Annotated in this window: 19 protein-coding genes; 1 reads left to right on the forward strand and 18 read right to left on the reverse strand. The window is 45.3% G+C overall.

Annotated elements, in window-relative coordinates:
• Window positions 1-151: 151 nt before the first annotated feature.
• Genes BCF53_RS06395 through BCF53_RS06425 form a run of 7 tightly spaced genes read right to left on the reverse strand, consistent with a single transcriptional unit; the run spans window position 152 to window position 6,682 of the window.
• Window positions 152-1,639, reverse strand: a complete 1,488-nt coding sequence (locus BCF53_RS06395; RefSeq protein WP_132700702.1) for a coiled-coil domain-containing protein — start codon at window positions 1,637-1,639, stop codon at window positions 152-154.
• Between the two features lie 28 nt (window positions 1,640-1,667).
• Window positions 1,668-2,762: a dTDP-glucose 4,6-dehydratase gene (gene rfbB / locus BCF53_RS06400; protein ID WP_132700704.1), complete on the reverse strand. Its 1,095-nt coding sequence runs from the start codon at window positions 2,760-2,762 to the stop codon at window positions 1,668-1,670.
• Window positions 2,755-3,648, reverse strand: a complete 894-nt coding sequence (rfbD, locus tag BCF53_RS06405) for a dTDP-4-dehydrorhamnose reductase (RefSeq protein WP_132700705.1) — start codon at window positions 3,646-3,648, stop codon at window positions 2,755-2,757. Before rfbD ends, rfbB begins: the two co-directional genes overlap by 8 nt.
• Window positions 3,645-4,205 carry a dTDP-4-dehydrorhamnose 3,5-epimerase gene (gene rfbC / locus BCF53_RS06410; RefSeq protein WP_132700706.1) on the reverse strand — a complete coding sequence of 187 codons (561 nt, stop codon included), beginning with the start codon at window positions 4,203-4,205 and terminating at the stop codon, window positions 3,645-3,647. Before rfbC ends, rfbD begins: the two co-directional genes overlap by 4 nt.
• Window positions 4,205-5,125: a glucose-1-phosphate thymidylyltransferase RfbA gene (gene rfbA, locus BCF53_RS06415; protein WP_132700938.1), complete on the reverse strand. Its 921-nt coding sequence runs from the start codon at window positions 5,123-5,125 to the stop codon at window positions 4,205-4,207. Before rfbA ends, rfbC begins: the two co-directional genes overlap by 1 nt.
• A 49-nt stretch (window positions 5,126-5,174) precedes the next feature.
• Window positions 5,175-5,915 (reverse strand): ABC transporter ATP-binding protein, encoded by a 741-nt coding sequence (locus BCF53_RS06420; RefSeq protein WP_132700707.1) that lies wholly within the window; start codon window positions 5,913-5,915, stop codon window positions 5,175-5,177.
• Window positions 5,912-6,682 (reverse strand): ABC transporter permease, encoded by a 771-nt coding sequence (locus BCF53_RS06425; protein WP_132700708.1) that lies wholly within the window; start codon window positions 6,680-6,682, stop codon window positions 5,912-5,914. The genes BCF53_RS06420 and BCF53_RS06425 overlap by 4 nt, the downstream gene beginning before the upstream one ends.
• A 355-nt stretch (window positions 6,683-7,037) precedes the next feature.
• Between BCF53_RS06425 and BCF53_RS06430 the strand changes: the two genes are divergently transcribed.
• Window positions 7,038-8,402, forward strand: a complete 1,365-nt coding sequence (locus BCF53_RS06430; protein WP_207902666.1) for an MBL fold metallo-hydrolase RNA specificity domain-containing protein — start codon at window positions 7,038-7,040, stop codon at window positions 8,400-8,402.
• A gap of 326 nt (window positions 8,403-8,728) precedes the next feature.
• Here BCF53_RS06430 and cysD read toward each other — a convergent pair whose 3' ends face one another.
• The 11 genes from cysD to BCF53_RS06485 form a co-directional block, all read right to left on the reverse strand.
• Window positions 8,729-9,646, reverse strand: a complete 918-nt coding sequence (gene cysD / locus BCF53_RS06435) for a sulfate adenylyltransferase subunit CysD (protein WP_132700709.1) — start codon at window positions 9,644-9,646, stop codon at window positions 8,729-8,731.
• A 95-nt stretch (window positions 9,647-9,741) separates the two neighbouring features.
• The gene (gene cysQ, locus BCF53_RS06440; RefSeq protein ID WP_132700711.1) at window positions 9,742-10,527 is read right to left on the reverse strand and encodes a 3'(2'),5'-bisphosphate nucleotidase CysQ; all 786 of its coding nucleotides are present in this window, start codon (window positions 10,525-10,527) and stop codon (window positions 9,742-9,744) included.
• Between the two features lie 15 nt (window positions 10,528-10,542).
• Window positions 10,543-12,279 carry an SLC13 family permease gene (locus BCF53_RS06445; RefSeq protein WP_132700712.1) on the reverse strand — a complete coding sequence of 579 codons (1,737 nt, stop codon included), beginning with the start codon at window positions 12,277-12,279 and terminating at the stop codon, window positions 10,543-10,545.
• Window positions 12,280-12,288: 9 nt separating this feature from the next.
• Window positions 12,289-13,695, reverse strand: coding sequence for a sulfate adenylyltransferase subunit CysN (cysN, locus tag BCF53_RS06450; protein ID WP_132700713.1), 1,407 nt, complete (start codon window positions 13,693-13,695; stop codon window positions 12,289-12,291).
• An 11-nt stretch (window positions 13,696-13,706) separates the two neighbouring features.
• The gene (cysC, locus tag BCF53_RS06455; RefSeq protein WP_132700714.1) at window positions 13,707-14,324 is read right to left on the reverse strand and encodes an adenylyl-sulfate kinase; all 618 of its coding nucleotides are present in this window, start codon (window positions 14,322-14,324) and stop codon (window positions 13,707-13,709) included.
• Between the two features lie 40 nt (window positions 14,325-14,364).
• The gene (locus tag BCF53_RS06460) at window positions 14,365-15,534 is read right to left on the reverse strand and encodes a nucleotide sugar dehydrogenase (protein ID WP_132700716.1); all 1,170 of its coding nucleotides are present in this window, start codon (window positions 15,532-15,534) and stop codon (window positions 14,365-14,367) included.
• 274 nt (window positions 15,535-15,808) lie between these two features.
• Window positions 15,809-16,561 (reverse strand): hypothetical protein, encoded by a 753-nt coding sequence (locus BCF53_RS06465; RefSeq protein WP_132700717.1) that lies wholly within the window; start codon window positions 16,559-16,561, stop codon window positions 15,809-15,811.
• 27 nt (window positions 16,562-16,588) lie between these two features.
• Entirely contained in the window at window positions 16,589-17,437 is an 849-nt protein-coding gene (locus BCF53_RS06470) for a glycosyltransferase family 2 protein (RefSeq protein WP_132700718.1), read from the reverse strand.
• A gap of 150 nt (window positions 17,438-17,587) precedes the next feature.
• Window positions 17,588-18,238, reverse strand: a complete 651-nt coding sequence (locus BCF53_RS06475) for a hypothetical protein (RefSeq protein ID WP_132700719.1) — start codon at window positions 18,236-18,238, stop codon at window positions 17,588-17,590.
• A 223-nt stretch (window positions 18,239-18,461) separates the two neighbouring features.
• Window positions 18,462-19,256: an iron-sulfur cluster carrier protein ApbC gene (gene apbC / locus BCF53_RS06480; RefSeq protein ID WP_132700721.1), complete on the reverse strand. Its 795-nt coding sequence runs from the start codon at window positions 19,254-19,256 to the stop codon at window positions 18,462-18,464.
• Between the two features lie 56 nt (window positions 19,257-19,312).
• Window positions 19,313-20,716, reverse strand: a complete 1,404-nt coding sequence (locus BCF53_RS06485) for a mannose-1-phosphate guanylyltransferase/mannose-6-phosphate isomerase (protein ID WP_207902667.1) — start codon at window positions 20,714-20,716, stop codon at window positions 19,313-19,315.
• Between the last annotated feature and the right edge of the window lie 153 nt (window positions 20,717-20,869).

The raw sequence follows: 20,869 nt of genomic DNA on the forward strand, positions 1-20,869 counted from the left end.
TGGCCATACACATGGCAACAGGCTTTTTCACCGGTTACCAGGCGAGTACTCAACATTGCCTGTAGAGCTGCCGGGTGATGACCGCCCAGCTCTCTTAAGGCTGGGTCGCATAGCACAATCGTTAGCATCGTTAAGCGCTACCCAAGCTAGCTTAGTGCTTAAGCTTTGATAGCAAAGCAACAGAGTTTTTTAAGCGCAAGCCAGCAGGCGCTGACCGTAATGGTAATTGGCGCCATGTTCCCTGTTCGTGCAGTTTGCCGTAGTAAAACTCTAACTCTTCCTGTAATTGGTTAATTTGCAGCATACTCAGTTCATTTTCAGCCGTTAGCTCAGCCACTTGGGTTTGCAGGGTTTCAGCCGCAGCATTGGCTTTGTTAAGCTCGCTGAGTGCTTTTTGTGAAGCTTCGTCTGCTTTCGCGGCATGATCTTTCTGCTTGCTAGCCTCTAATACCGAGGTTTCTAACTCTTGTTGTAGCTGGTTAATTTGTAGGAGCAATAGCTCGTTTTCGGCAGCTAAATTTTGGTGCTCACCTTTTAGTTGACTTGCTTCTTGCTTTATAGAGGCATTCTCAGCTTCTTTTTGAGCAAGGCTTTCTTGGGCTTGTTTACTTGCTTGCTCCAGGCTGATTAGCTTACTAACTTGCTGTTCCAGCTCTTCCTGCAGCTGATTGATCTGCAACAGGCTCAACTCACTCTCATTTGTCAGATCTTTATTCCGCTCAGCCTGCTCAGCTAACGCTGCTTTAACTGCGTTGTATTCAGCAGCCTTCTGTGCGAGCTCATCTTCAGCGCTACTTAGCTGTTTCTGTTGGCTTTTCAGCTTACTTCCGGCCTGCTCCAGTTCTTCTTGCAGCTGATTTATCTGCAATGCGCTGAGCTCACCTTCAGATGAAAGCTCTGTTATTCGTGTTTGTAGATCTGAAGCGGATTGCTCCAATGCAGTTTTGGCAGCTGTATTTTCACTTGCTGTGTTTAGCAATAATTGCTGCCACTTTTTCACCCTTGCTTTCAGTTGTGCTTCCGCTACGTCTGTTTCTATCGCGCTTGCGCTTTCCAATTGCTCCAGCAATAACTGAGCTGCCGGGAAGTACTCCAGCTCTACTGTACGGGCGTAACAGGCCGCTACATCCGTAAGGGGCAGCGCAGTGCTATTTGTATGTTGTGAACCTTCTGCCTGAAGGTTAGGTATTTCGTTGGCAAGAACGGCCAATACTTCCTTCCCGCGGTTAAGAAGGGATTCGCTATTGAACATAAAGGCTGAACCCATATTTGCCATGTAGGTTTCGAACAGCTGATTATTCGCGGCTAACCAGGCATCAACCTCGTCAGCAAGGCTGGCTGCGGCTGATAATGCCCCATACTCGGGTGCAGAGTAAAAAAGTGCGTATGTAAGCGGCTGTTGCTCGTTTATTTTGGCAAGTTCAGCAACGGGCAAATCAGCCTGCCAATCTTCTTGAATATAAACCAGTGTACTATCTGCGCCTACGCTACCAGAACCGCCGGCCTTAGCAGATAAGCGAGATTGCAGTGACTGAAAGGAATCAACCAGCTCTACGTTGCCTTTGGTAGCCGTAAAGAGTGACCGAAAAGCGCTTATAAAACGATTTCCGTTTAAACCACAGGCGATTATTAGTTTCATTCTTAATTGCTCTCTATTCCGCAGCTTTTTAATTATGGGCACTATTTAAAATAGCGCTCCACCATGCATCGTTTGCCAGGTACCATTGAAGGGTTTTATTAATACCTGTTTCAAACGATTCCATTGGCTGGTAACCCAGCTCTGCCTTAGTTTTAGTTGCATCTATGGCATAACGCCTGTCGTGCCCGGCCCTATCGGTTACAAAGGTAATGAGCTGCTCTGCATTACCTTTAGCGGCAAGCTGTGCAGCCGGGTATTTCTTTGTAAGGCTATGGTCTTCTGCAAAGGCTTTATTCATCAGCTTGCATACAAGGTGAACTATATCTATGTTCGCCCATTCGTTGTGGCCACCAATGTTATAGTTTTCGCCCACCTTCCCTTTGTTTAATACAAGGTCTATGCCGCGGGCGTGATCTTCAACATAGAGCCAATCGCGAATCTGCTGGCCATCGCCATAAACAGGCAATGGCTTATCGTGAAGAATATTGGTGATAAGCAGCGGTATTAACTTTTCCGGGAAGTGATAAGGGCCGTAATTGTTAGAACAATTAGATGTTGTTACCTGCAAGCCATAGGTATGGTGGTATGCGCGCACCAGGTGGTCGGATGATGCCTTACTTGCAGAATACGGCGAGTTTGGCTCATAGGGGTTTGTTTCTTTAAATGGCGGGTCGCTGGGTGCAAGTGAACCATATACTTCATCGGTAGAAACATGGTGAAAACGATGATCAACCGCCGGTTGAGCATTTGTTTTAGGGGTATCTATCCATACTTTTTTTGCTGCCTTAAGCAAGCTGTAGGTGCCCAGAATGTTGGTTTCTATAAAGGCATCTGGCCCTGTTATAGAGCGGTCGACATGCGATTCTGCCGCGAAATGCACCAGCGTATTTATACCGTGCTCGCACAGCAGCTGCTCTACCAATGCGGTATCGCATATATTGCCATGAACGAAGGTTAGTTTAGGGTTAGATATTACATCGTTCAGGCTGGCTTTATTACCTGCGTAGGTTAGGGCATCTAAAACCACTACCTTGTCATTCGGGTAGTTGGCCAGCCAATAATGAACAAAGTTTACGCCTATAAACCCTGCACCACCTGTTACTAAAAGCGTTTTGTTAGTCATTAGCACTGTTACTTTCTGAAATTCTTTTTACATCATCCAACATAAACGATAGCTGCTTACGCCAGTGTATTGTAGCCAAACCGCTTGCCAATTCTGCAGGGGCTTTATCGAGCACTGAATAATGCGGGCGCTTAGCGGGTGTTGGGTAGTCGCTGGCCGGTATGGGCTTTATGGGTATTGCACTACTTAACAGGCCTTTTTCTACTGCAAGCTCTTGTATGGCAATTGCAAAATCGTACCAGGAAGCTACACCTGCATCTGTCCAGTTATATAGGCCATTTAGTTCCGGCTTAACAGCTATTGCCCATAACCATTGTGCCAGGCCTTTGGCCCAGGTTGGCGTGCCTACCTGGTCGTACACTATTCCCAGCTCCGGTTTTTCACGCATTAAGCGCAACATGGTTTTTACAAAATTGTTGCCATTGGCCGAATAGACCCAGGCAGTACGCACAATAAGGCTGCTTTCAGGCAACAGCTTTGCAACTGCTATATCACCCGCTAGCTTAGAGGCGCCATATACGCTAACCGGGTTTGGTTTACTCTCTGCTGTATAGGGTATTGTTTGTGTACCATCAAAGACAAAATCGGTTGAAACATGAAGTAAACGGGCTCCGGTTTGCCTACATGCCTCTGCTATATTGCGGGCTCCATCGCGGTTTACTGCGTAGGCGTTTTGTACATCTGCCTCAGCTTTATCTACGGCAGTATAGGCAGCTGTATTAATAACAACTTCTGGTTGAATACGTTGAATAGTATCTGCCGTTGCATGGGCATCGGTTATATCCAGATCTTCAATCCCTAAAGAATAGAGCTCAACAAAGGCTGGATTGGTTTGGCTTAGCTCCCAGGCTAATTGACCACCTTTGCCGGTAACAACAACCTTCATGAAGCCGTCTCGGTAAACGCTGGTGCAGAAAGGAATGGCAACCCTGAGTTATCTTTTTCAGAAACTATGGGGTTTTTACCATTTATAAGCGGCCATTCTATGGCCAGGTCTGCATCGTTCCACTTTACTGAAACATCGTATTCTGGCGCATAATAGTCGGTACATTTATATACAAACTCGGCTGTTTCACTGGTCACATAAAACCCATGTGCAAAGCCTTCTGGTACCCATAGCTGACGTTTGTTTTCTGCGGATAGAAAATACCCTACCCACTTACCGAACGTAGGTGAAGCTTTGCGCATATCAACGGCTACATCGAACACTTCTCCCTGAACAACTCGCACCAGCTTTCCTTGCGTATTCTTTGTTTGGTAGTGAAGACCCCGTAAAATCCCCTGGGTAGACTTTGAGTGATTGTCCTGTACAAAAGGTTTTGCACCTGTAACGTTCGCGAACTCATCCGCACGGAATGTTTCCATAAAAAAACCGCGATCATCACCAAATACTTTAGGTTCTAACAGCTTTACATCTTTAATGGGTGTTTCTATAAATTGCATTAAGACTTAACCCTTTTCAGCAGTTCACCAGACTTTCGGGTTTTATCATTTAGTACATCAAATAAATACCTGCCATAGCCTGTCTTTTTTAGGCCCTCGGCAATAACCGCCAATTGCTCATCACCAATAAAGCCCATTTGATAGGCCACTTCAGCTGGGCTACCAATTTTTAAACCCTGGCGTTTTTCTATCGCCTGTACAAATTGAGAGGCTGCCAGCAGGTTATCGTGCGTGCCAGTATCTAGCCAGGTAAACCCACGCCCCATAATTTCTACATTTAGCAAGCCCTGCTTTAAATAAAGCATGTTAAGGTCGGTAATTTCCAGCTCTCCACGCTGTGAAGGCTTTATTTCTTTAGCTAAATCGACCACGTTTTCATCATAGAAGTACAGACCGGTAACTGCGTAGTTCGATTTAGGTTCTTTAGGTTTTTCTTCCAAGCTGATGACTTTGTTATTGTCATCAAACTCTGCCACTCCATATGCTTCGGGGTTATCGACTCTATAGCCGAACACAGTCGCCCCTGAATCACGCTGAGCAGCATGTTGCAGCAAATCAAAAAAACCATGACCGTAGTAAATGTTGTCGCCCAGAACCAGTGTAGAGGGGTGACCATCCAGAAATTTTTCACCCAGAATAAATGCCTGAGCCAAACCATCCGGGTTAGGCTGCACGACATATTCCAGGTTTACACCCCAGCTGCTGCCATCATCCAGCAATCGTTGAAAGCTTTCTAAATCTTGCGGGGTGGTAATAACCAGAATATCGCGTATACCACTGAGCATTAGAGTGGTTAACGGGTAGTAGATCATTGGCTTATCGTAAATAGGCGTGAGCTGCTTGCTGATACCCTTGGTAATAGGGTACAGGCGGCTACCAGAGCCACCTGCTAATATTATGCCTTTGCGTTTCTTTGCCATACCCATACCCAATTGTTCATTATTAATAACGCTGTAGGTCACTACTGCTCTAAAGCGAATCCATAAAATCCTGATACTTTTTAGCGACTCTCCGGGTATTGCCAGAGGCCGCTACTGTACCCTGCTCAATCCAAATCGCTCTCTTACAAAGCTTTTTGACTTGCCCAGCACTGTGACTTACGAACACCACAGTTTGCTCGCCATTTATGCGCTGCAGTAGTACGTCTTCTGCCTTCTTTTTAAAGTGCTGATCACCCACACTGAGTACTTCATCTATTAATAGAAGATCTGTTTCACCTTTAACGCCTACCGAAAAGCCTAAACGCGAGCGCATGCCGGAGCTGTATGTTCTAACTGGCTGATCAAAAAAATCCCCCAGTTCAGAAAACTCCTGTATTTCAGGTATAAGCTTTTTTGCTTCCTTCTTTTTAATGCCTTGTAGCATAAGGCTTACCAAGGCGTTATCTCTGCCGGAAAGCTCACCATCAAAACCCAACCCAAGAGCTAATAAGGATCTGTTATTAATACCGGCAAACTGTAACTTGCCTTTATCGTGCTTGTATATTCCAGCCAAAATCCGCAATAGAGTCGACTTGCCACAGCCATTACGCCCCATCACACCAAAGGTTTCACCCTTATTAATTGAAAAGCTGATGTCCTTTAGTGCTGAGTGCCTGAACCTGCCCAGCAGACTCGTGCGCGTTGCATATGTTACGCTTAAATTTTCAGCAAACACTGCAACACTGGCATTTAGATTATCTTGCGCGGCTGAGGATATTGGACTATTCATGACAAAACCTTACGCGCTATAAATTTGCTTTGAACGGAATACAAGAAATGCATAAAAAACAACGCAACTAATGAACCCAGTAAAATCCACCCCAAATGGGCTATATCCGGAACGGCAGAGAACATTAATACCTGCCGGTAGGCATCTAACAAGAACGCCATTGGGTTATAGGTGAGCAGTAAATGCTGAGCCCCTGCTTCTAATGAGCGCACATCCCAGAACAAGCCACTTGAAAACATCAAAAAAGTTGTAGCCAAACTAATGACCATACGTAAATCACGTACATAAACAACAACCAGTGCTGCAAGCATAGCTAATGGCAACATAAGCAGGAAATTTACCGCAACAATCAATAGAAAATACAGCCAGTGAAAGGATGGCTCATACCCCTTAGCAATGAGCGCTATAACCATAAACAAAAACACGACCATTTGTTTCTGGGTGTTTTCCTCTACAACTACATAAGGGAAAATATGTTTTGGAAAGTCTCGCTGCCCCATAATACCTTTGCCACTGATTAGAGCATTGGCACTAGAGTTGATAGTCTTTATAAACCACAAAAATGGAATTTTGCCGACCATTAAGAAAACAATGAAATCGCCCCTACCTGAACCCAGAAGCACCTCGAACACGAAGTAAAACATGGCTACAAACAACATGGGTTCAATTACCCACCATAGATAACTCAGCACTAACCTGGATGCCTCGCTCTTCAACTTCATACTGGCCAGTGTTTGTGCAAGGGTTAAGCTTTGAAAATAATTCATACTTTAGAAGACATTACCAAAATTACACTTTTAAGAAGCAGCTCGGTAGTTAAGAGAGCATATGCTTCAGGAAAAATTGAACTACCATAGCAGCACTTTCGTGCATTTTTTGGACTAGCCAATCACAAACTCATGTAAAACCACAAATGGCGAATACTACATTGTTTCTGCACAGTTAGTGAATACATTTGACTACCATTTTAGTCATATCGTTACCGTTAAGCACCACCCAAACCAAAAAATCTATAGATTGCTTATTTGTTAAACAACCGAAACTATTACCAAAATTCCAACACCATTAAGCCATCGATATATGGTAATTTGGCACCACAATCATGTTAAAAGGATTTAACACTTGGAACCTATCAATATTCTTCATCATGGCGCTGTGAGTGGCGTTACCGGCAGCTGCCACCAGTATGTATCGGAATCTACCAACCTGCTCATCGATTGTGGCCTGTTTCAAGGGAGCGAAGCAGCACAGATTGATTTAGCCAACTTTCCGTTTGATGTTAGCCGCCTGAACGCCGTTGTGTTAACACACGGCCATATAGACCATATTGGCCGCATTCCCTGGCTGATCGCTGCTGGCTTTCGTGGGCCTATTATTTGTACAAAGCCTACTGCAAAGCTGCTGCCCATCATTCTGCGCGATGCGCTGTCTTTTCATATTCCCGGAAACGACACACTCATGAATTCCGTTATGGCGCGGTTAGAGCGTCAAATTATTGGCTATGATTACAACACTTGGTTTAAGCCTGATAATACTTCTACAGGTTGCACCCGTTTAAGGCTGCGGCCTGCCGGCCATATATTGGGCTCTGCTTACATTGAAATTGAAGAAAACGGCCACCGCACTGTGTTCAGTGGCGATTTAGGTTCGCCCGGTGCCGTATTTGTAGAACCGCCCGCCTCACCTGAACGTGCTGACACACTCATCATTGAAACCACCTATGGCGATAGGCTTCACACCCAGCGCAAAGAGCGCGAACAGCTGCTGGCTAAACTGATTAACCGGGCGCTTTCAGATAATGGAACATTGCTTATACCGGCGTTTTCACTGGGCCGAACGCAGGAATTACTCAGCATCATAGAAAACCTGCTGCACAACGGCAAAATTAGCTGGCACAGCACAACAGCCCTGCCTGTTATTTTAGATTCACCCTTGGCAGGCGAGCTAACTTCCGCATACCGATCACTGGCCAACTATTGGCCAGAAGAGCTGATAACCCGCAGGAACAGCGGGCGAATGCCATTGGCTTTCGATAATCTAATCACCGTAGAAGGCCACTCAGAACATAAAAAACTGGTTAAGCGTTTGGCGCAAACCGAGCAACCGGCCATTGTTATTGCCGCCAGCGGTATGTGCCAGGGCGGGCGCATTATGAACTACCTGGAAGCACTACTGCCCCTGAAAACAACTGAAGTTTTGTTTGTGGGTTATCAAGCCAAGGGGACGCTGGGTAGCGAACTACAAAATAGCAAACCGGGTGATACGGTGCGGGTTAATGACCAGCAAATAGAAGTAAATGCGCAAACCTGGTCGATCAGTGGGTTTTCGGCCCATGCGGATCAGGCTGATTTGTTAGCATTTATTGAAGGCATTAAACCAGAACCTGCTGAAATACGGCTGGTTCATGGCGATGAACAGGCTAAACGTACTTTTGCTGGTTTGATTAAAAAGGCGTTGCCGCGAGTGAAGGTTGTTGTGCCGGGGTGATGTTGTGGGTTGGGGTTGATGTCGGGCTACCGCGCAGGCGGGGATCCATCGTTCCATGCCACCTTAATAATGGATTTCCGCCTTCGCGGAAATGACGACTGTGGTATTTCTATTACTTTGAGTAAATACGTTTGCTGAGTCATACCAGTGCATTTTCCCATTGAAACCAGACGCTGCAATCCTTTCAAAGAATCCCGTTTATTTATTCCGGACAGTAGTGCGCCTTCGCGGTGGTCCGACATTTCGGGATGACGCGCTATTAAGCGCGCAAATCAGACCACGGTCGCCTTTCCGAAATGTCGAAGCACCGCGAAGGCGGGAATCTACTAGAAGTAGCCTTCCTGCTTTTTCTTTTCCATTGAACCGGCGGAATCGTGGTCGATTACGCGGCCCTGGCGCTCACTGGTCGTCGTCAGCAGCATTTCCTGAATCACTTCTGGCAATGTTGTGGCTTCGCTTTCTACAGCACCGGTTAGTGGGTAACAGCCCAAGGTACGGAAGCGTACCATTTTCATTTCTGGCACTTCACCTTCTTTTAATGGCAGGCGATCGTCATCGACCATAATCAGGCTACCATCGCGCTCGACTACCGGGCGCAGTGCTGACAGATACAGCGGCACCATTGGGATGTTTTCCAGGTGGATGTACTGCCAAATATCCAGCTCTGTCCAGTTGCTGAGCGGGAACACACGAATACTTTCGTTTTGGTTCACCTTGCCGTTGTAGTTATCCCACAGTTCCGGGCGCTGGTTTTTTGGGTCCCAGCGGTGGTTTTCATCACGGAAGCTGTAAATACGCTCTTTTGCCCGGCTTTTTTCTTCATCGCGGCGTGCACCACCAAAGGCAGCATCAAAACGGTATTTATCCAGTGCCATTTTCAGGCTCTGGGTTTTCATAATATCGGTATATTTGGCGCTGCCGTGATCAAACGGGTTGATGTTGTTTTCTACACCTTCCTGATTGATATGAACAATCAATTCCATACCCACTTCTTTGGCCATGCGGTTACGGAATTCAATCATTTCTTTAAATTTGAAAGTTGTATCAACATGCATCAGCGGGAACGGCGGCTTGCCCGGCAAGAACGCTTTTTTGGCCAGATGCAGCATTACCGAGCTGTCTTTACCAATGGAATAAAGCATCACCGGGTTTTCAAACTCGGCCGCAACCTCACGAATAATATGGATGCTTTCAGCTTCAAGTTGCTTAAGGTGTGTTAAACGTTCTTCAGATAATTGAGTCATTTTCACTTCCTAATCGGGTGCATACAAAATGCACTCTTTGTATTCAGGTTACACAACGGCAGGCTAGCCATGCCGCTTTTAAAATTCAAAGGCTGTTAGCTTGCCCAGGTACTGTCCGGTTTTGCACAACAAATAAAAAACGGGTTCAAGATATTTTCTTTCTGGTTATAGGTTAACGGCAATAGCGATTCATGCTGCAAACACTGGCCCCCTGCACCGCGCAGAACGGCATCTGCTGCGCCGGTATCCCACTCGCTTGTTAAACCCAAACGCGGGTACAAATGAGCTGCGCCTTCAGCAACCAAACAGAGTTTTAAAGAGCTACCCATGGAAACAATGTCGCAATTGGGCATGTTAGCAACAAACGTTTTGAACTCGTCACTCTGGTGCGAACGACTGCCTACCACCTTCCATGTAGCGCCCTGCTCCGGTATTTTCGCCACAGCAATTTTCTCGGCACCTTCTGCCGTCACTTTTTCAGCCTTGCCGGTTAAGGTGCCGCCGTGGTAAAGCCAGTTTAGTACAGGTGCATAAACAACACCCCAAACAGGTTCGCCATTTTTAATAAGTGCGATATTCACTGTAAACTCACCGTTCTTTTTGATGAATTCTTTGGTGCCATCCAGCGGGTCTATCAACCAGTATTCAGCCCATTGGCTACGCTCTTGCCAGCTTATATCAGCTGCCTCTTCGCTCAAAACAGGCAGCTCTGGTGTTAGTTCCTGAAGGCCGGCTACAATCGTTTTGTGCGATGCAAGGTCGGCTTCAGTCAGCGGGCTGGCATCCTCCTTGGTATAGGTTTCAAAATCTCGCTGGTAGATTTCCATAATCGCATTACCGGCACTGCGTGCCAGCTCGATTACTTTTTCAAATGGAACCATAAGTACTCCTAAACTCTAAAACCTGCCTAATAAAAAGACGATTGAAACAGTTACCGCTGCTGTTAAGCACAACAAAGGCAAGCCGCTTTTAAAATAATCACTGGGCGTATAATTACCCGGTGCCATAACCATTAGATTTGTCTGATACCCAAATGGCGATATAAAGCTGCTCGATGCCGCAATCATCACTGTTAAAGCTACCTGATCTACACTTAAGCCAGAAACATCACCTATTGCCAACGCGAACGGCAACATTATGGCGGCTGCAGCGTTATTGGTTAGTAGCTCTGTTAGCAGCCAGGTTGCAATATAAATGGAAACCAGAGACGTAATTGGCCCATTAATGAGCGGTCGCAATACCTCTACAGCAGACATAGCCAAGCCACTATCTACACTCGCTTTTGCTATCGCTAATGATGCAATAATTACCAGCAATAAATCATAAGGCAATTGCTGCACTGCATTTTTTGGTGTCGTAATGTTTAGTAACAACAACATAATTAAGTAAATTGATGTTGCCTTTAACAAACCCACCGAAGTAAAAGCGCCAATAAAAATAGCAGCCAACAGACCTATAATTGAACAAGCTTGAACTAAGGCGGCTTTTGTTTGCTTAACCTGGGATTGGCTCAGCAACTGGAAATCGCGTGCCGCATTAGAGTTTGACCAATGTGGCCCCGCACACAACACCATCATATCGCCAGGCTGTATGTTCCACTCACCAATCCGCCCTAAAATGCTTTTATCCTGATGCGCAACACTGACGATTGAAGCGTTATAAGACTCTCGAAAATCAATTTCTTTTGGTGTTTTGCCCGCCAAACCACTACTGGAAGGAACAATCACCTCATAGAAATTCAGCTCTGCCTGATTCGGTAATTCATTGATACTCATATTGAGCTGAGCCAGTTCATTACCTAAATGTGGCGAACCACTGAAGTGAAGTTCATCACCTTTTAAAATGAGAGTCTGCGATGCAGCGTCAATGACATCACCATTTTTTCGCTGAATCTGATACAGGTAGCCGTTTTCCAACTGACGCAAACCGGCATCTATAAGAGATTTACCAACAAAATCTGAATTAGTCAGAGTTGCGCGGAACAAATAGTTGCCATGTTGCGGTAGCGGTTCACTGCCACTTTTGAGCTTTAACTGCCTAATTAAGAATACGAAGTAAGCAATAGTCACAACCAGTATGGGAAAGCCAACGATTGCAGGGGAAAACAACGACAAACCATGCTCTACCTGATGCGATTGCAGCAACCCCAGCACAACAAGGTTTGTTGATGTTCCCACTAACGTTAAAGTTCCACCCACAATAGCGGCATAGCTTAACGGCAGTAAAAACTGATGCGCTTCCAGGTTGTTTTTTCTGGCCCATTGGCGAATTGGCTGAATGAGTAACGCAACAACCGGCGTGTTGTTGAGTACGCCGCTGATCAACGCAACCGGCATAAGAACCCGTAAAGAAAACCCAACCGCGCCCTGCCACTTAGAGGGCAAAAGCGCTTTTACCAGGCCATCAATTAGCCCGGCCTCAAAAAGGCTTTTTGAAATAACCAACATAACAATGAGTGTTAAAACACCTTCGTTGAGAATACCCTGAAAGGAATCCTCAACGCTGTTCACGCCAGTTAAATACAGCAACACAGCACCAACAATAAAATAGCGCCAGGCACGATTGTGATCTTTATAGGCAAATGCCAGTACTGAGATCAGCACCAGCAATGTCATCCATGCTTGCCAAACCATACTATTAGCCTAGATCTCTTTACAGCACCATTCCGGGAAGTGCTCGCGAATATAGTGGTTTAGCGCACGCTCCGCTTCGCTGTAGTCACGACCACCATGACGCATTTCGGCCGCAGATTTACCGCGCAACATACCTGCACCAACTGTAATATTTGTAAGGCGGTCAATCACAATGAAGTTGCCGGTGGAGCGCAGTTTATCGTATGCATCAAAGATCAATGCATCGTTCGTGTTCAGCACGCAGCGGCCAATTTCGTTGAGCCCCAACACATTTACACGGTTATGCTCCAGAGTGTTTACATCTACCTGGAACTCAATATTTTCAATACGACCCGGTGTTGTTAAGGAACCACACTTAATCAGATATTCTTTACCTGGCGTTAAGCGGTTTTCACTCATCCAGATTAAATCGACATCTACCCGTTTTGCGAGTACCGGTGATGTTCCGTTTGCCAGCATATCGCCGCGTGAACAGTCAATTTCATCTTCCAGCGCAACCACAACTGGCTGGCCAGTCACTGCTCGGTCTGCAGGCTCACCGGCTACATGAATAGACTTCACCTTAGAGGACTTGCCACTCGGGTAAGAAATCAGCGAGTCACCAATTTTTAATGGGCCATTGCGCAATGGGCCGGCAAAACCACGGAAGTTAAGATCTGGGCGGATAACCGTTTGAACCGGTATACGGGCACCTTCAAACTCTGCCGCATCGATAATTTCAACAGAATTTAACCATTCCATTACCGTTGGGCCGGTATACCAAGCCAGGTTTTCAGTCTTGTTTACGACGTTATCGCCCTTCAATGCTGAAAGCGGAATAAATTTAATTTCCGGGATATTCAGTTGCTTGGAAAACTCCAGATAGTCTTCTTTAATCTTCTCGAACACTTCCTGTTTGTAATCAACGGCATCCATTTTGTTTACGGCAATAATGACGTTTTTAATGCCTAGCAAAGAGCAAATAAAGCTATGACGGCGGGTTTGGGTAAGCACACCTTTTCGTGCATCAATCAGAATGACAGCCAACTGGGCCGTAGATGCGCCCGTTGCCATGTTTCGGGTGTACTGCTCATGCCCCGGAGTATCGGCAATAATAAACTTACGCTGCTCAGTACTGAAAAAGCGGTAAGCAACGTCAATGGTAATGCCCTGCTCACGTTCTGAGGCGAGGCCATCTACCAGCAAGGCTAAATCTAATTCACCTTCACCCGCTTTACCGATGCTTTGGCTTTCTTTGGTAATAGCAGCAAGTTGATCTTCAAAGATCATTTTAGAATCGTGCAGCAAGCGACCAATCAGGGTAGATTTACCGTCATCCACACTGCCGCAGGTAATAAAACGAAGTAAATCTTTATGCTCATGCTGATGCAAATATTCTTCAATGTTTTCTGCAATTAGGTCGGAATGGTGAGCCATTTTTGGTTCCTTTAGTTCAGAGCTTTTAATATAGCTTTTACACTGTCTTCGATATTAGAGCTGGAAGTATTGATTACAACTTCCGCAGTTTCAGGGGCTTCGTACGGGTCGCTGATACCGGTGAAATTTTTAATAACGCCTTGACGTGCCTTTTTATACAAGCCTTTAGGGTCGCGAGATTCACAGACATTCAATGGAGTATCCAGAAAAACCTCAACAAACTGGCCATGCTTAAACATTGAACGGACAATTTGCCTGTCCCGCTGATAGGGTGAAATAAATGCACAGATGACAATTAAGCCAGCATCTACCATCAGCCTAGCTACTTCACCAATGCGGCGAATATTTTCTGCACGATCTTTCTCGCTCATGCCCAGGTCTTTATTTAGGCCGTGACGAATGTTATCGCCATCAAGAAGAAAGGTAGCCGCATTGTTTTCAAACAAGACGGCATCTAGCGCATTCGCAATCGTAGACTTACCTGAGCCAGAAAGGCCAGTCAGCCATATGCACTTGGGGCACTGATTCAAACGATCTGCACGCATTTCATTGGTTATGGTTGAATGGTGCCATACGGCATCGGATGCCAGGTCGGTACACTTAACCTCATAAGGGGATTTTTTATTCATCCATCATGCCCTTTTCCATTTCTAATCTTTACAAATTTGATTAATCGTTACCGAACAGATCACGGGTATAGACTTTGTCTATAACGTCTTCTAGCACCTCTGATGGGCGGTTAGCCACGATAACATCAGAGATGCGCTTAAACTCCTCCAGGTCCTTAATTACTTTAGACCTGAAGAATTCAGATTCGGTTAGAACTGGCTCGTAGACTACTACCTCAATACCCTTGGCTTTTATTCTCTTCATAACACCCTGAATAGCAGATGCACGAAAATTATCAGAACCAGCCTTCATTACTAAACGAAATATACCTACAACTCTTGGGTTTCGCTTGATAATAGAGTCAGCAATAAAATCTTTACGGGTAGTATTGGCGTCGACAATAGCGCGCACCATGTTATTTGGTACATTCTGAAAGTTCGCGAGCAATTGCTTGGTATCTTTTGGCAAACAATAGCCGCCGTAGCCAAAACTAGGGTTATTGTAATGATTGCCGATTCGGGGGTCTAACCCAACGCCTTCAATAATCTGTCGTGCCTGCAAGCCGTGAGATTCAGCGTAGGAATCCAACTCGTTAAAATAGGCAACACGCATGGCCAGGTAGGTATTGGAAAACAGTTTAACCGCTTCAGCTTCAGTAGAATCAACAAATAGTGTTGGAATTTCCTTTTTAATTGCCCCCTCAGTCAGCAACTGAGCAAAACGTTCAGCCCGTTCGCTTATTTCACCCACGATAATACGGGATGGATAAAGATTATCGTACAGCGCTTTACCTTCACGTAGGAACTCCGGTGAGAACATCAGGTTCGGCACGTCTAAGCGTTCACGGGCTTCCTTGGTGTAGCCTACCGGCACTGTAGATTTAATAACCATTACTGCATTTGGGTTAATTGCTACTACCTGATTAATTACGGCCTCTACACTGCCGGTATTAAAGTAGTTAGTTTGTGGGTCGTAATCCGTTGGCGTAGCGATAATGACGAATTCTGCGTCTTTGTATGCGCTTTCGGCATCCAGTGTCGCCCTGAAGTTCAAGGCTTTGTTAGCTAAGAATTCTGAGATTTCAGCATCTTCAATTGGCGATTGCTGCTTGTTCAACAGGTCAACTTTCTCTTTAATGATATCAACCGCTACCACCTCGTTGTTTTGAGCGAGCAACATCGCATTAGAAAGACCTACATAGCCGGTACCTGCAACTGCTATCTTTGTCATAAATATTCCTTGGTCGCTAGTCGACCTATGCTTATGTGTGGAAATTGAATGGAGTATACAGGCTGAAAAGCCTTGTTAGAATAGGAATTCAGGGGGGATAAACTCAACGAATAATTATATGCTTATGCCCGCAATGGGTAATATTACTGCAATATTGATCAACTATAAGACACTTAACAGGCCCCATCAAAACACTTATTGGCAACCCTTCATCATTGTGTCAACTGCTCTTCAGCCCCCTATACTTCTAGCAAAGCCCTTCCATTAAAGCGCATTAATACTGAAAATCCTTTATAAACGAAGCCCGCTTCCACTTACCCCAGTGAGCACCTTCAATTTCATGCATATCCGGCCGACCATGAAACATTACCACACGTGCATTTTCAGGAAGCTTCGCTTGACCCCATCGGGCGGTGGTTATGCCCTTTTTCGCTAAACCATCACCAAATGGCGCTATGCCTTTGGAGTAACAATCATATTTATAAGAAACAATTTTATCGCCATCAAAAAACTTAGGCTGCCCTTTCGGGTAATAGCGATCTATCCAGCATTGATCACTTTCTTTACCTATCTCCTTCCGAATCTGATCGTGATCCCCGGCTACGATGCTGTTCCATATCTCAGGACGGTGATTAATCTTCACGCGATAAACCGATGTTTGAACCAAGCCCAGCCTGCTTTTGTGCTTGTCTCTTGCAAAAACTAAAGGCTCTTCCGGTAAATCTTCTATGAGAAAATCCAAGCTTCCGGTTATTAGAATATCCAAATCCAGAACAATTGCGGTATCGCCATTAGGCAACCCCAGAAACCCCTCACTAAATGTTCTCAACTTATTCCAGTTACCCTTGAATGGCTTGCCATAGGGTAATTCATGAACCGTGATCTCCGGCCTAAGCTCAATATCCTCTGCAGTAACGCAATGAAACTCAAAAGGGTAAGAGAACTGCGCCTTAACCGAGCGATACAGCCTTTCTACGTTTTCTGGTGAATACAACTCACCCCAGTGATAACAGACAAAATGATTCATACTTAAACTGAAAACCTTTATGAATAGTTAAAAACCTGTAATACCCAAACGACTTAACTCGGGAAACCGATCACATAGGGCCAGCCACTGAGTTCTGTTACGATCTTCACGAATATTTTCATACCTTAGTGAAACTTCTTGAGTACCCGGAAGGCTTTTCATATACCCCCCCTTACTCTGAACGACTTGTATACCGGTTCCATTAAGGAAGCCCATAGCTTTAAACCACAAGTCGTCTGCCTTCGGGCATAATTTCATATACAACTCAGTGTCAACAACTTGCTTGTTTAAGCAACCTGCTGGATACAACACTCCCGCATAACCCAAAGGTATAGAGTGCTGCAAATCGGTATCCTGTTCGATTTTGCTTCGCCACCGCTTATAATTCACAACTTTCCCGGAATCGTCCTTAGTTACAATACGAATACGGTATGCGGCGATCACGTCAGGGCTTTTTAAATAGGCTTGCCACAAATCATTTAACCAGAAGGATGAATACATTTCATCGTCATCACAAGTAACAATTATTTGATCGGGAAAACGAAGGAGCGAGGGAACTAGCTTACAGTGAGAACTATCCATTTCAGTAAAAGCAATTTCGAACCTTGGCCCCTCTAACGCTAAAAGAGATTGCGGCAAAGCTTCCTTTAGAGACTCATGCAGCCAAAGAAAGATTTTTTTCGGTGGCTTTGCTTGAGACAACAAACTCAGCACCGTATAACTTACCCGATTTAACCGAGAGGGTATTGTCGTCAAACTTACGATAACATCTAATTCTTCAGCATTAACAGAATGCAGCCCCTGAATAGGCAGTTTTTTCAGTCTGATCATCTCTGCATACGCAGATATGTTTCTTTTAATTTTTCTGAAAGACATACAAATCTCGCATACATGAATCAAAATGCACTTAGCTTAGATATTGCATTATCTAGCAAAGAAGAATACTTTTACAGCAGAGCCATAAATTAAACAGCTGAGAAACTAATTTTTTATATCAACAACACACCCAATCACGGGAAAGCAAGATCACATAGCAAAGCTCTGAGTTTTAATTTCTATTGCACTATTCGCACTAGTTCCAGACTCCAAACCTACCAAATCATCAATTAAAATAACCTTCTTGCGTGTTTTTGGAGACATCCTAACCTCACTAAAAACCAAGTTTTCACGTAAAAAAGGAATATCAGCACCCAGCTCATTAAGGCAACTTATCAATCGATTAGAGTTTTGACTAATTTGCTCATAATTAACAACCACAACCTCATTGCTGGAACGCGCCAAACCTTCCCAAAACTCATAATAATGCCTGTAATCATTAAGAAGCATCTGATAATTAAGCAAGGCTTGATTTTTATTCGCAAACCAGTTTTTTCTCAGCCCATAGTTCATCAAAGAACATACGGCGTGATTGACATCTTTTTTGATCACAATATGCTTTGTGTTTTTAGGAAACTTAGCCAAAGAATTCAGCTCTGATAAGCTTGATGAACAAACAGAGTTGCCAAATTCTACTTTCACATAGGGTGGCATAGCTTCTTTATTCTGGTACCACCGAAAATGCTTGTGTGATGGGTGATTTCTTGCCGGGTCAAATCTATTAATAACATTTACATTTAATGAATCTAGACAGGCGAGAAGATAATTCGTACCACTCCGCTGGATACCATGATGAGCCAAAACAAACTCACCTCGTCGTGCCTTCCCACTTAGCGAGTACAAGTGCTTATATCGAACTTGAGCCTTAGACAATTTTTTATAGAACTTTATCAACAGGGCGCCTCCAATCTTAATCTTGACCAAACTCTAAACCACAAGACGAAGAGCCAAAACCTCGATCAAAATCATTCCATTAGATACGCCCCAGAACTACACAAACCTTACCTATTGTTAACATAAAGAATTAAGAAATCGTAATATCCGGGATCTCTGAATCTTCTTTAGCCAACGCCTGCATCACGTTTTCTGCAAGGGACTTATAACAACCGCCAATATCATCATGTGCTAACAGGCTTTCCGGCTCACCGGCATCCATAGATGTACGCACCTGCAAGCTAAGCGGTAGCTGACCAAGCAGTTTTACGCCGTACTCTTCAGCTAACCGCACACCACCCGAGTCACCGAAAATATGCTCTTTGTGGCCGCAGTTAGAGCAGATATGCACGGACATATTCTCTACAACACCCAGCACAGGTATATTCACCTTCTGGAACATTTCAATGCCCTTCTGAGCATCTAACAAAGCGATATCCTGCGGAGTCGTTACAACAACAGCGCCGTCTACACTCACATTCTGAGCCAATGTCAGCTGAATATCACCGGTACCCGGTGGCATATCGACCACCAGATAATCTAAATCTTGCCAAACGGTCTGGGTTAGCAATTGTTGCAGAGCCCCTGCCGCCATTGGACCACGCCAAACCATCGGCGTTTTATCGGTGACCAGATAAGCGATACTCATGGTTTGCAGGCCATGTGCAACGATGGGTGCCATGCTATTGCCACCGACGACTTCCGGCTTTGTGCCATCAGCCACGCCCAGCATCATCGCGATGCTCGGGCCATAGATATCGGCATCCAACAAACCAACCGTATGTCCCTGCTCTTTCAATGCTAACGCCAGGTTAACTGCAGTTGTCGATTTACCAACGCCACCCTTTCCGGAAGCAACGGCAATAATTTTTTTAACATTTTCCATAGTTCACCTTAACTTGATAAATCGACAACCCATTCTTAACTAACCTTCACCGGCTATCAGCTGCGACCGTATCGGTCGGTTAGGCGAATAATATCGTCTTCACCCAAATACGCTCCGGTTTGAACTTCAATCAGCTCCAGAGGGATTTTGCCCGGATTTTCCAGTGCGTGAACCTCACCCAGCGGAATATAGATCGACTGATTTTCAGTCACCATTTGAACGGTATCGCCTACGGTTACATTGGCGGTGCCTTTTACGACAATCCAGTGCTCGGCACGGTGGTGGTGCTTCTGTACAGACAGCTTTTCACCCGGTTTCACCATAATATTCTTAACATGGTATCGGGTACCTTCGTTAATGGTTTCGTATGAGCCCCACGGGCGATACACCTTAGTATGAACCTCGTGCTCTGTGCGGCCCGCTGCCTTCAATTGATTCACCACGTGTTTGATATCCTGTGCGCGGCTGCGAGGCATTACGGCGACAGCATCTTTCGTTGAAACAATCGCCAGGTCTTCAACACCCACCGCCGCAATCAACTGGTTTTCACTGCGGATAAAGTTGCCTTTCGCTTCATGAATCAGCACATCCCCGAACAACACATTGCCTGATTCATCTTTTTCATTCAGGTCGTAGAGTGCGGCCCAGGCACCGATATCATTCCAGTCACCATCATATGGCACCACTACGGCACGGGTGGTTTTTTCCATAATGGCGTAGTCGATGGAATCGGATGGAGATGCCTCGAACGCTTCAGAATCGATACGGATAAAGTCGAGATCCACCTTATGGCCGTCGAACGCCTTTTTCACGGAGGTATAGATTTCCGGCTGGAATGCATTCAGCTCATCCAGGTAGGCCTGAGCAGAAAACACAAACATACCGGAGTTCCAGTAATAGCTGCCCGCGGCTACATATTGCTCTGCGGTTTCAGCATCCGGCTTTTCTTTAAAAGCTTTAACGGGGCTAACAACGCCCTTCTCTTCTGCCTGAATATAGCCATAACCCGTCTCAGCATAGGTTGGCTTCACACCAAAGGTGACCAACTTACCATTTTTGGCTTGCTCGACGGCTAAATCTAAGGCTGCAGCGAATTTATCGTGATCGCGAATGACATGATCTGCCGGCAACACGACCAAAATAGCATTGGCATCGCGCTCCAGCGCCTGAAATGCCGCCAGAGCGATGGCTGGCGCTGTGTTACGGCCCGCAGGCTCCAGTACAATATCAGCTTTAATGCCAGACTCAGTCATCTGCTGAGCAATCAAAAAACGGTGTTCATCGTTACAAACAACAATAGGATTGGACGACATACCTGTCGATACCGAACGCTCGGCGGTTTGCTGAATCAGGCTTTTTTCAGCATCAAACAGATTAATACATTGCTTTGGGTACAGTTCACGCGATAACGGCCACAAACGACTACCCACACCACCGGCTAACAAAACTGGAATGATCACAGTTAATTCCCTTTCAGTAAGTAAAATTCTGGGCAATTGTTACCGCTATTTGCGCTGAACGCAACTCGTCAGCAGGGATGACGGCATAAGATGCTTAAGTTAGAATGGCCTGCTTGTTTTCGGGCTGCCAGGCTCGTTTAACTTTTGTACACC

It is taken from the genome of Reinekea marinisedimentorum, assembly GCF_004341165.1.
In the GTDB taxonomy this organism is placed as follows: Bacteria; Pseudomonadota; Gammaproteobacteria; order Pseudomonadales; family Natronospirillaceae; genus Reinekea; species Reinekea marinisedimentorum.

What these genes read in the sequence shown, in the direction of transcription:
- BCF53_RS06395 (WP_132700702.1), bottom strand. Translation starts at nt 1,639, where the DNA reads ATGAAACTAATAATCGCCTGTGGTTTAAACGGAAATCGTTTTATAAGC.
- rfbB (WP_132700704.1), bottom strand. Translation starts at nt 2,762, where the DNA reads ATGACTAACAAAACGCTTTTAGTAACAGGTGGTGCAGGGTTTATAGGC.
- rfbD (WP_132700705.1), bottom strand. Translation starts at nt 3,648, where the DNA reads ATGAAGGTTGTTGTTACCGGCAAAGGTGGTCAATTAGCCTGGGAGCTA.
- rfbC (WP_132700706.1), bottom strand. Translation starts at nt 4,205, where the DNA reads ATGCAATTTATAGAAACACCCATTAAAGATGTAAAGCTGTTAGAACCT.
- rfbA (WP_132700938.1), bottom strand. Translation starts at nt 5,125, where the DNA reads ATGGCAAAGAAACGCAAAGGCATAATATTAGCAGGTGGCTCTGGTAGC.
- BCF53_RS06420 (WP_132700707.1), bottom strand. Translation starts at nt 5,915, where the DNA reads ATGAATAGTCCAATATCCTCAGCCGCGCAAGATAATCTAAATGCCAGT.
- BCF53_RS06425 (WP_132700708.1), bottom strand. Translation starts at nt 6,682, where the DNA reads ATGAATTATTTTCAAAGCTTAACCCTTGCACAAACACTGGCCAGTATG.
- cysD (WP_132700709.1), bottom strand. Translation starts at nt 9,646, where the DNA reads ATGACTCAATTATCTGAAGAACGTTTAACACACCTTAAGCAACTTGAA.
- cysQ (WP_132700711.1), bottom strand. Translation starts at nt 10,527, where the DNA reads ATGGTTCCATTTGAAAAAGTAATCGAGCTGGCACGCAGTGCCGGTAAT.
- BCF53_RS06445 (WP_132700712.1), bottom strand. Translation starts at nt 12,279, where the DNA reads ATGGTTTGGCAAGCATGGATGACATTGCTGGTGCTGATCTCAGTACTG.
- cysN (WP_132700713.1), bottom strand. Translation starts at nt 13,695, where the DNA reads ATGGCTCACCATTCCGACCTAATTGCAGAAAACATTGAAGAATATTTG.
- cysC (WP_132700714.1), bottom strand. Translation starts at nt 14,324, where the DNA reads ATGAATAAAAAATCCCCTTATGAGGTTAAGTGTACCGACCTGGCATCC.
- BCF53_RS06460 (WP_132700716.1), bottom strand. Translation starts at nt 15,534, where the DNA reads ATGACAAAGATAGCAGTTGCAGGTACCGGCTATGTAGGTCTTTCTAAT.
- BCF53_RS06465 (WP_132700717.1), bottom strand. Translation starts at nt 16,561, where the DNA reads ATGAATCATTTTGTCTGTTATCACTGGGGTGAGTTGTATTCACCAGAA.
- BCF53_RS06470 (WP_132700718.1), bottom strand. Translation starts at nt 17,437, where the DNA reads ATGTCTTTCAGAAAAATTAAAAGAAACATATCTGCGTATGCAGAGATG.
- apbC (WP_132700721.1), bottom strand. Translation starts at nt 19,256, where the DNA reads ATGGAAAATGTTAAAAAAATTATTGCCGTTGCTTCCGGAAAGGGTGGC.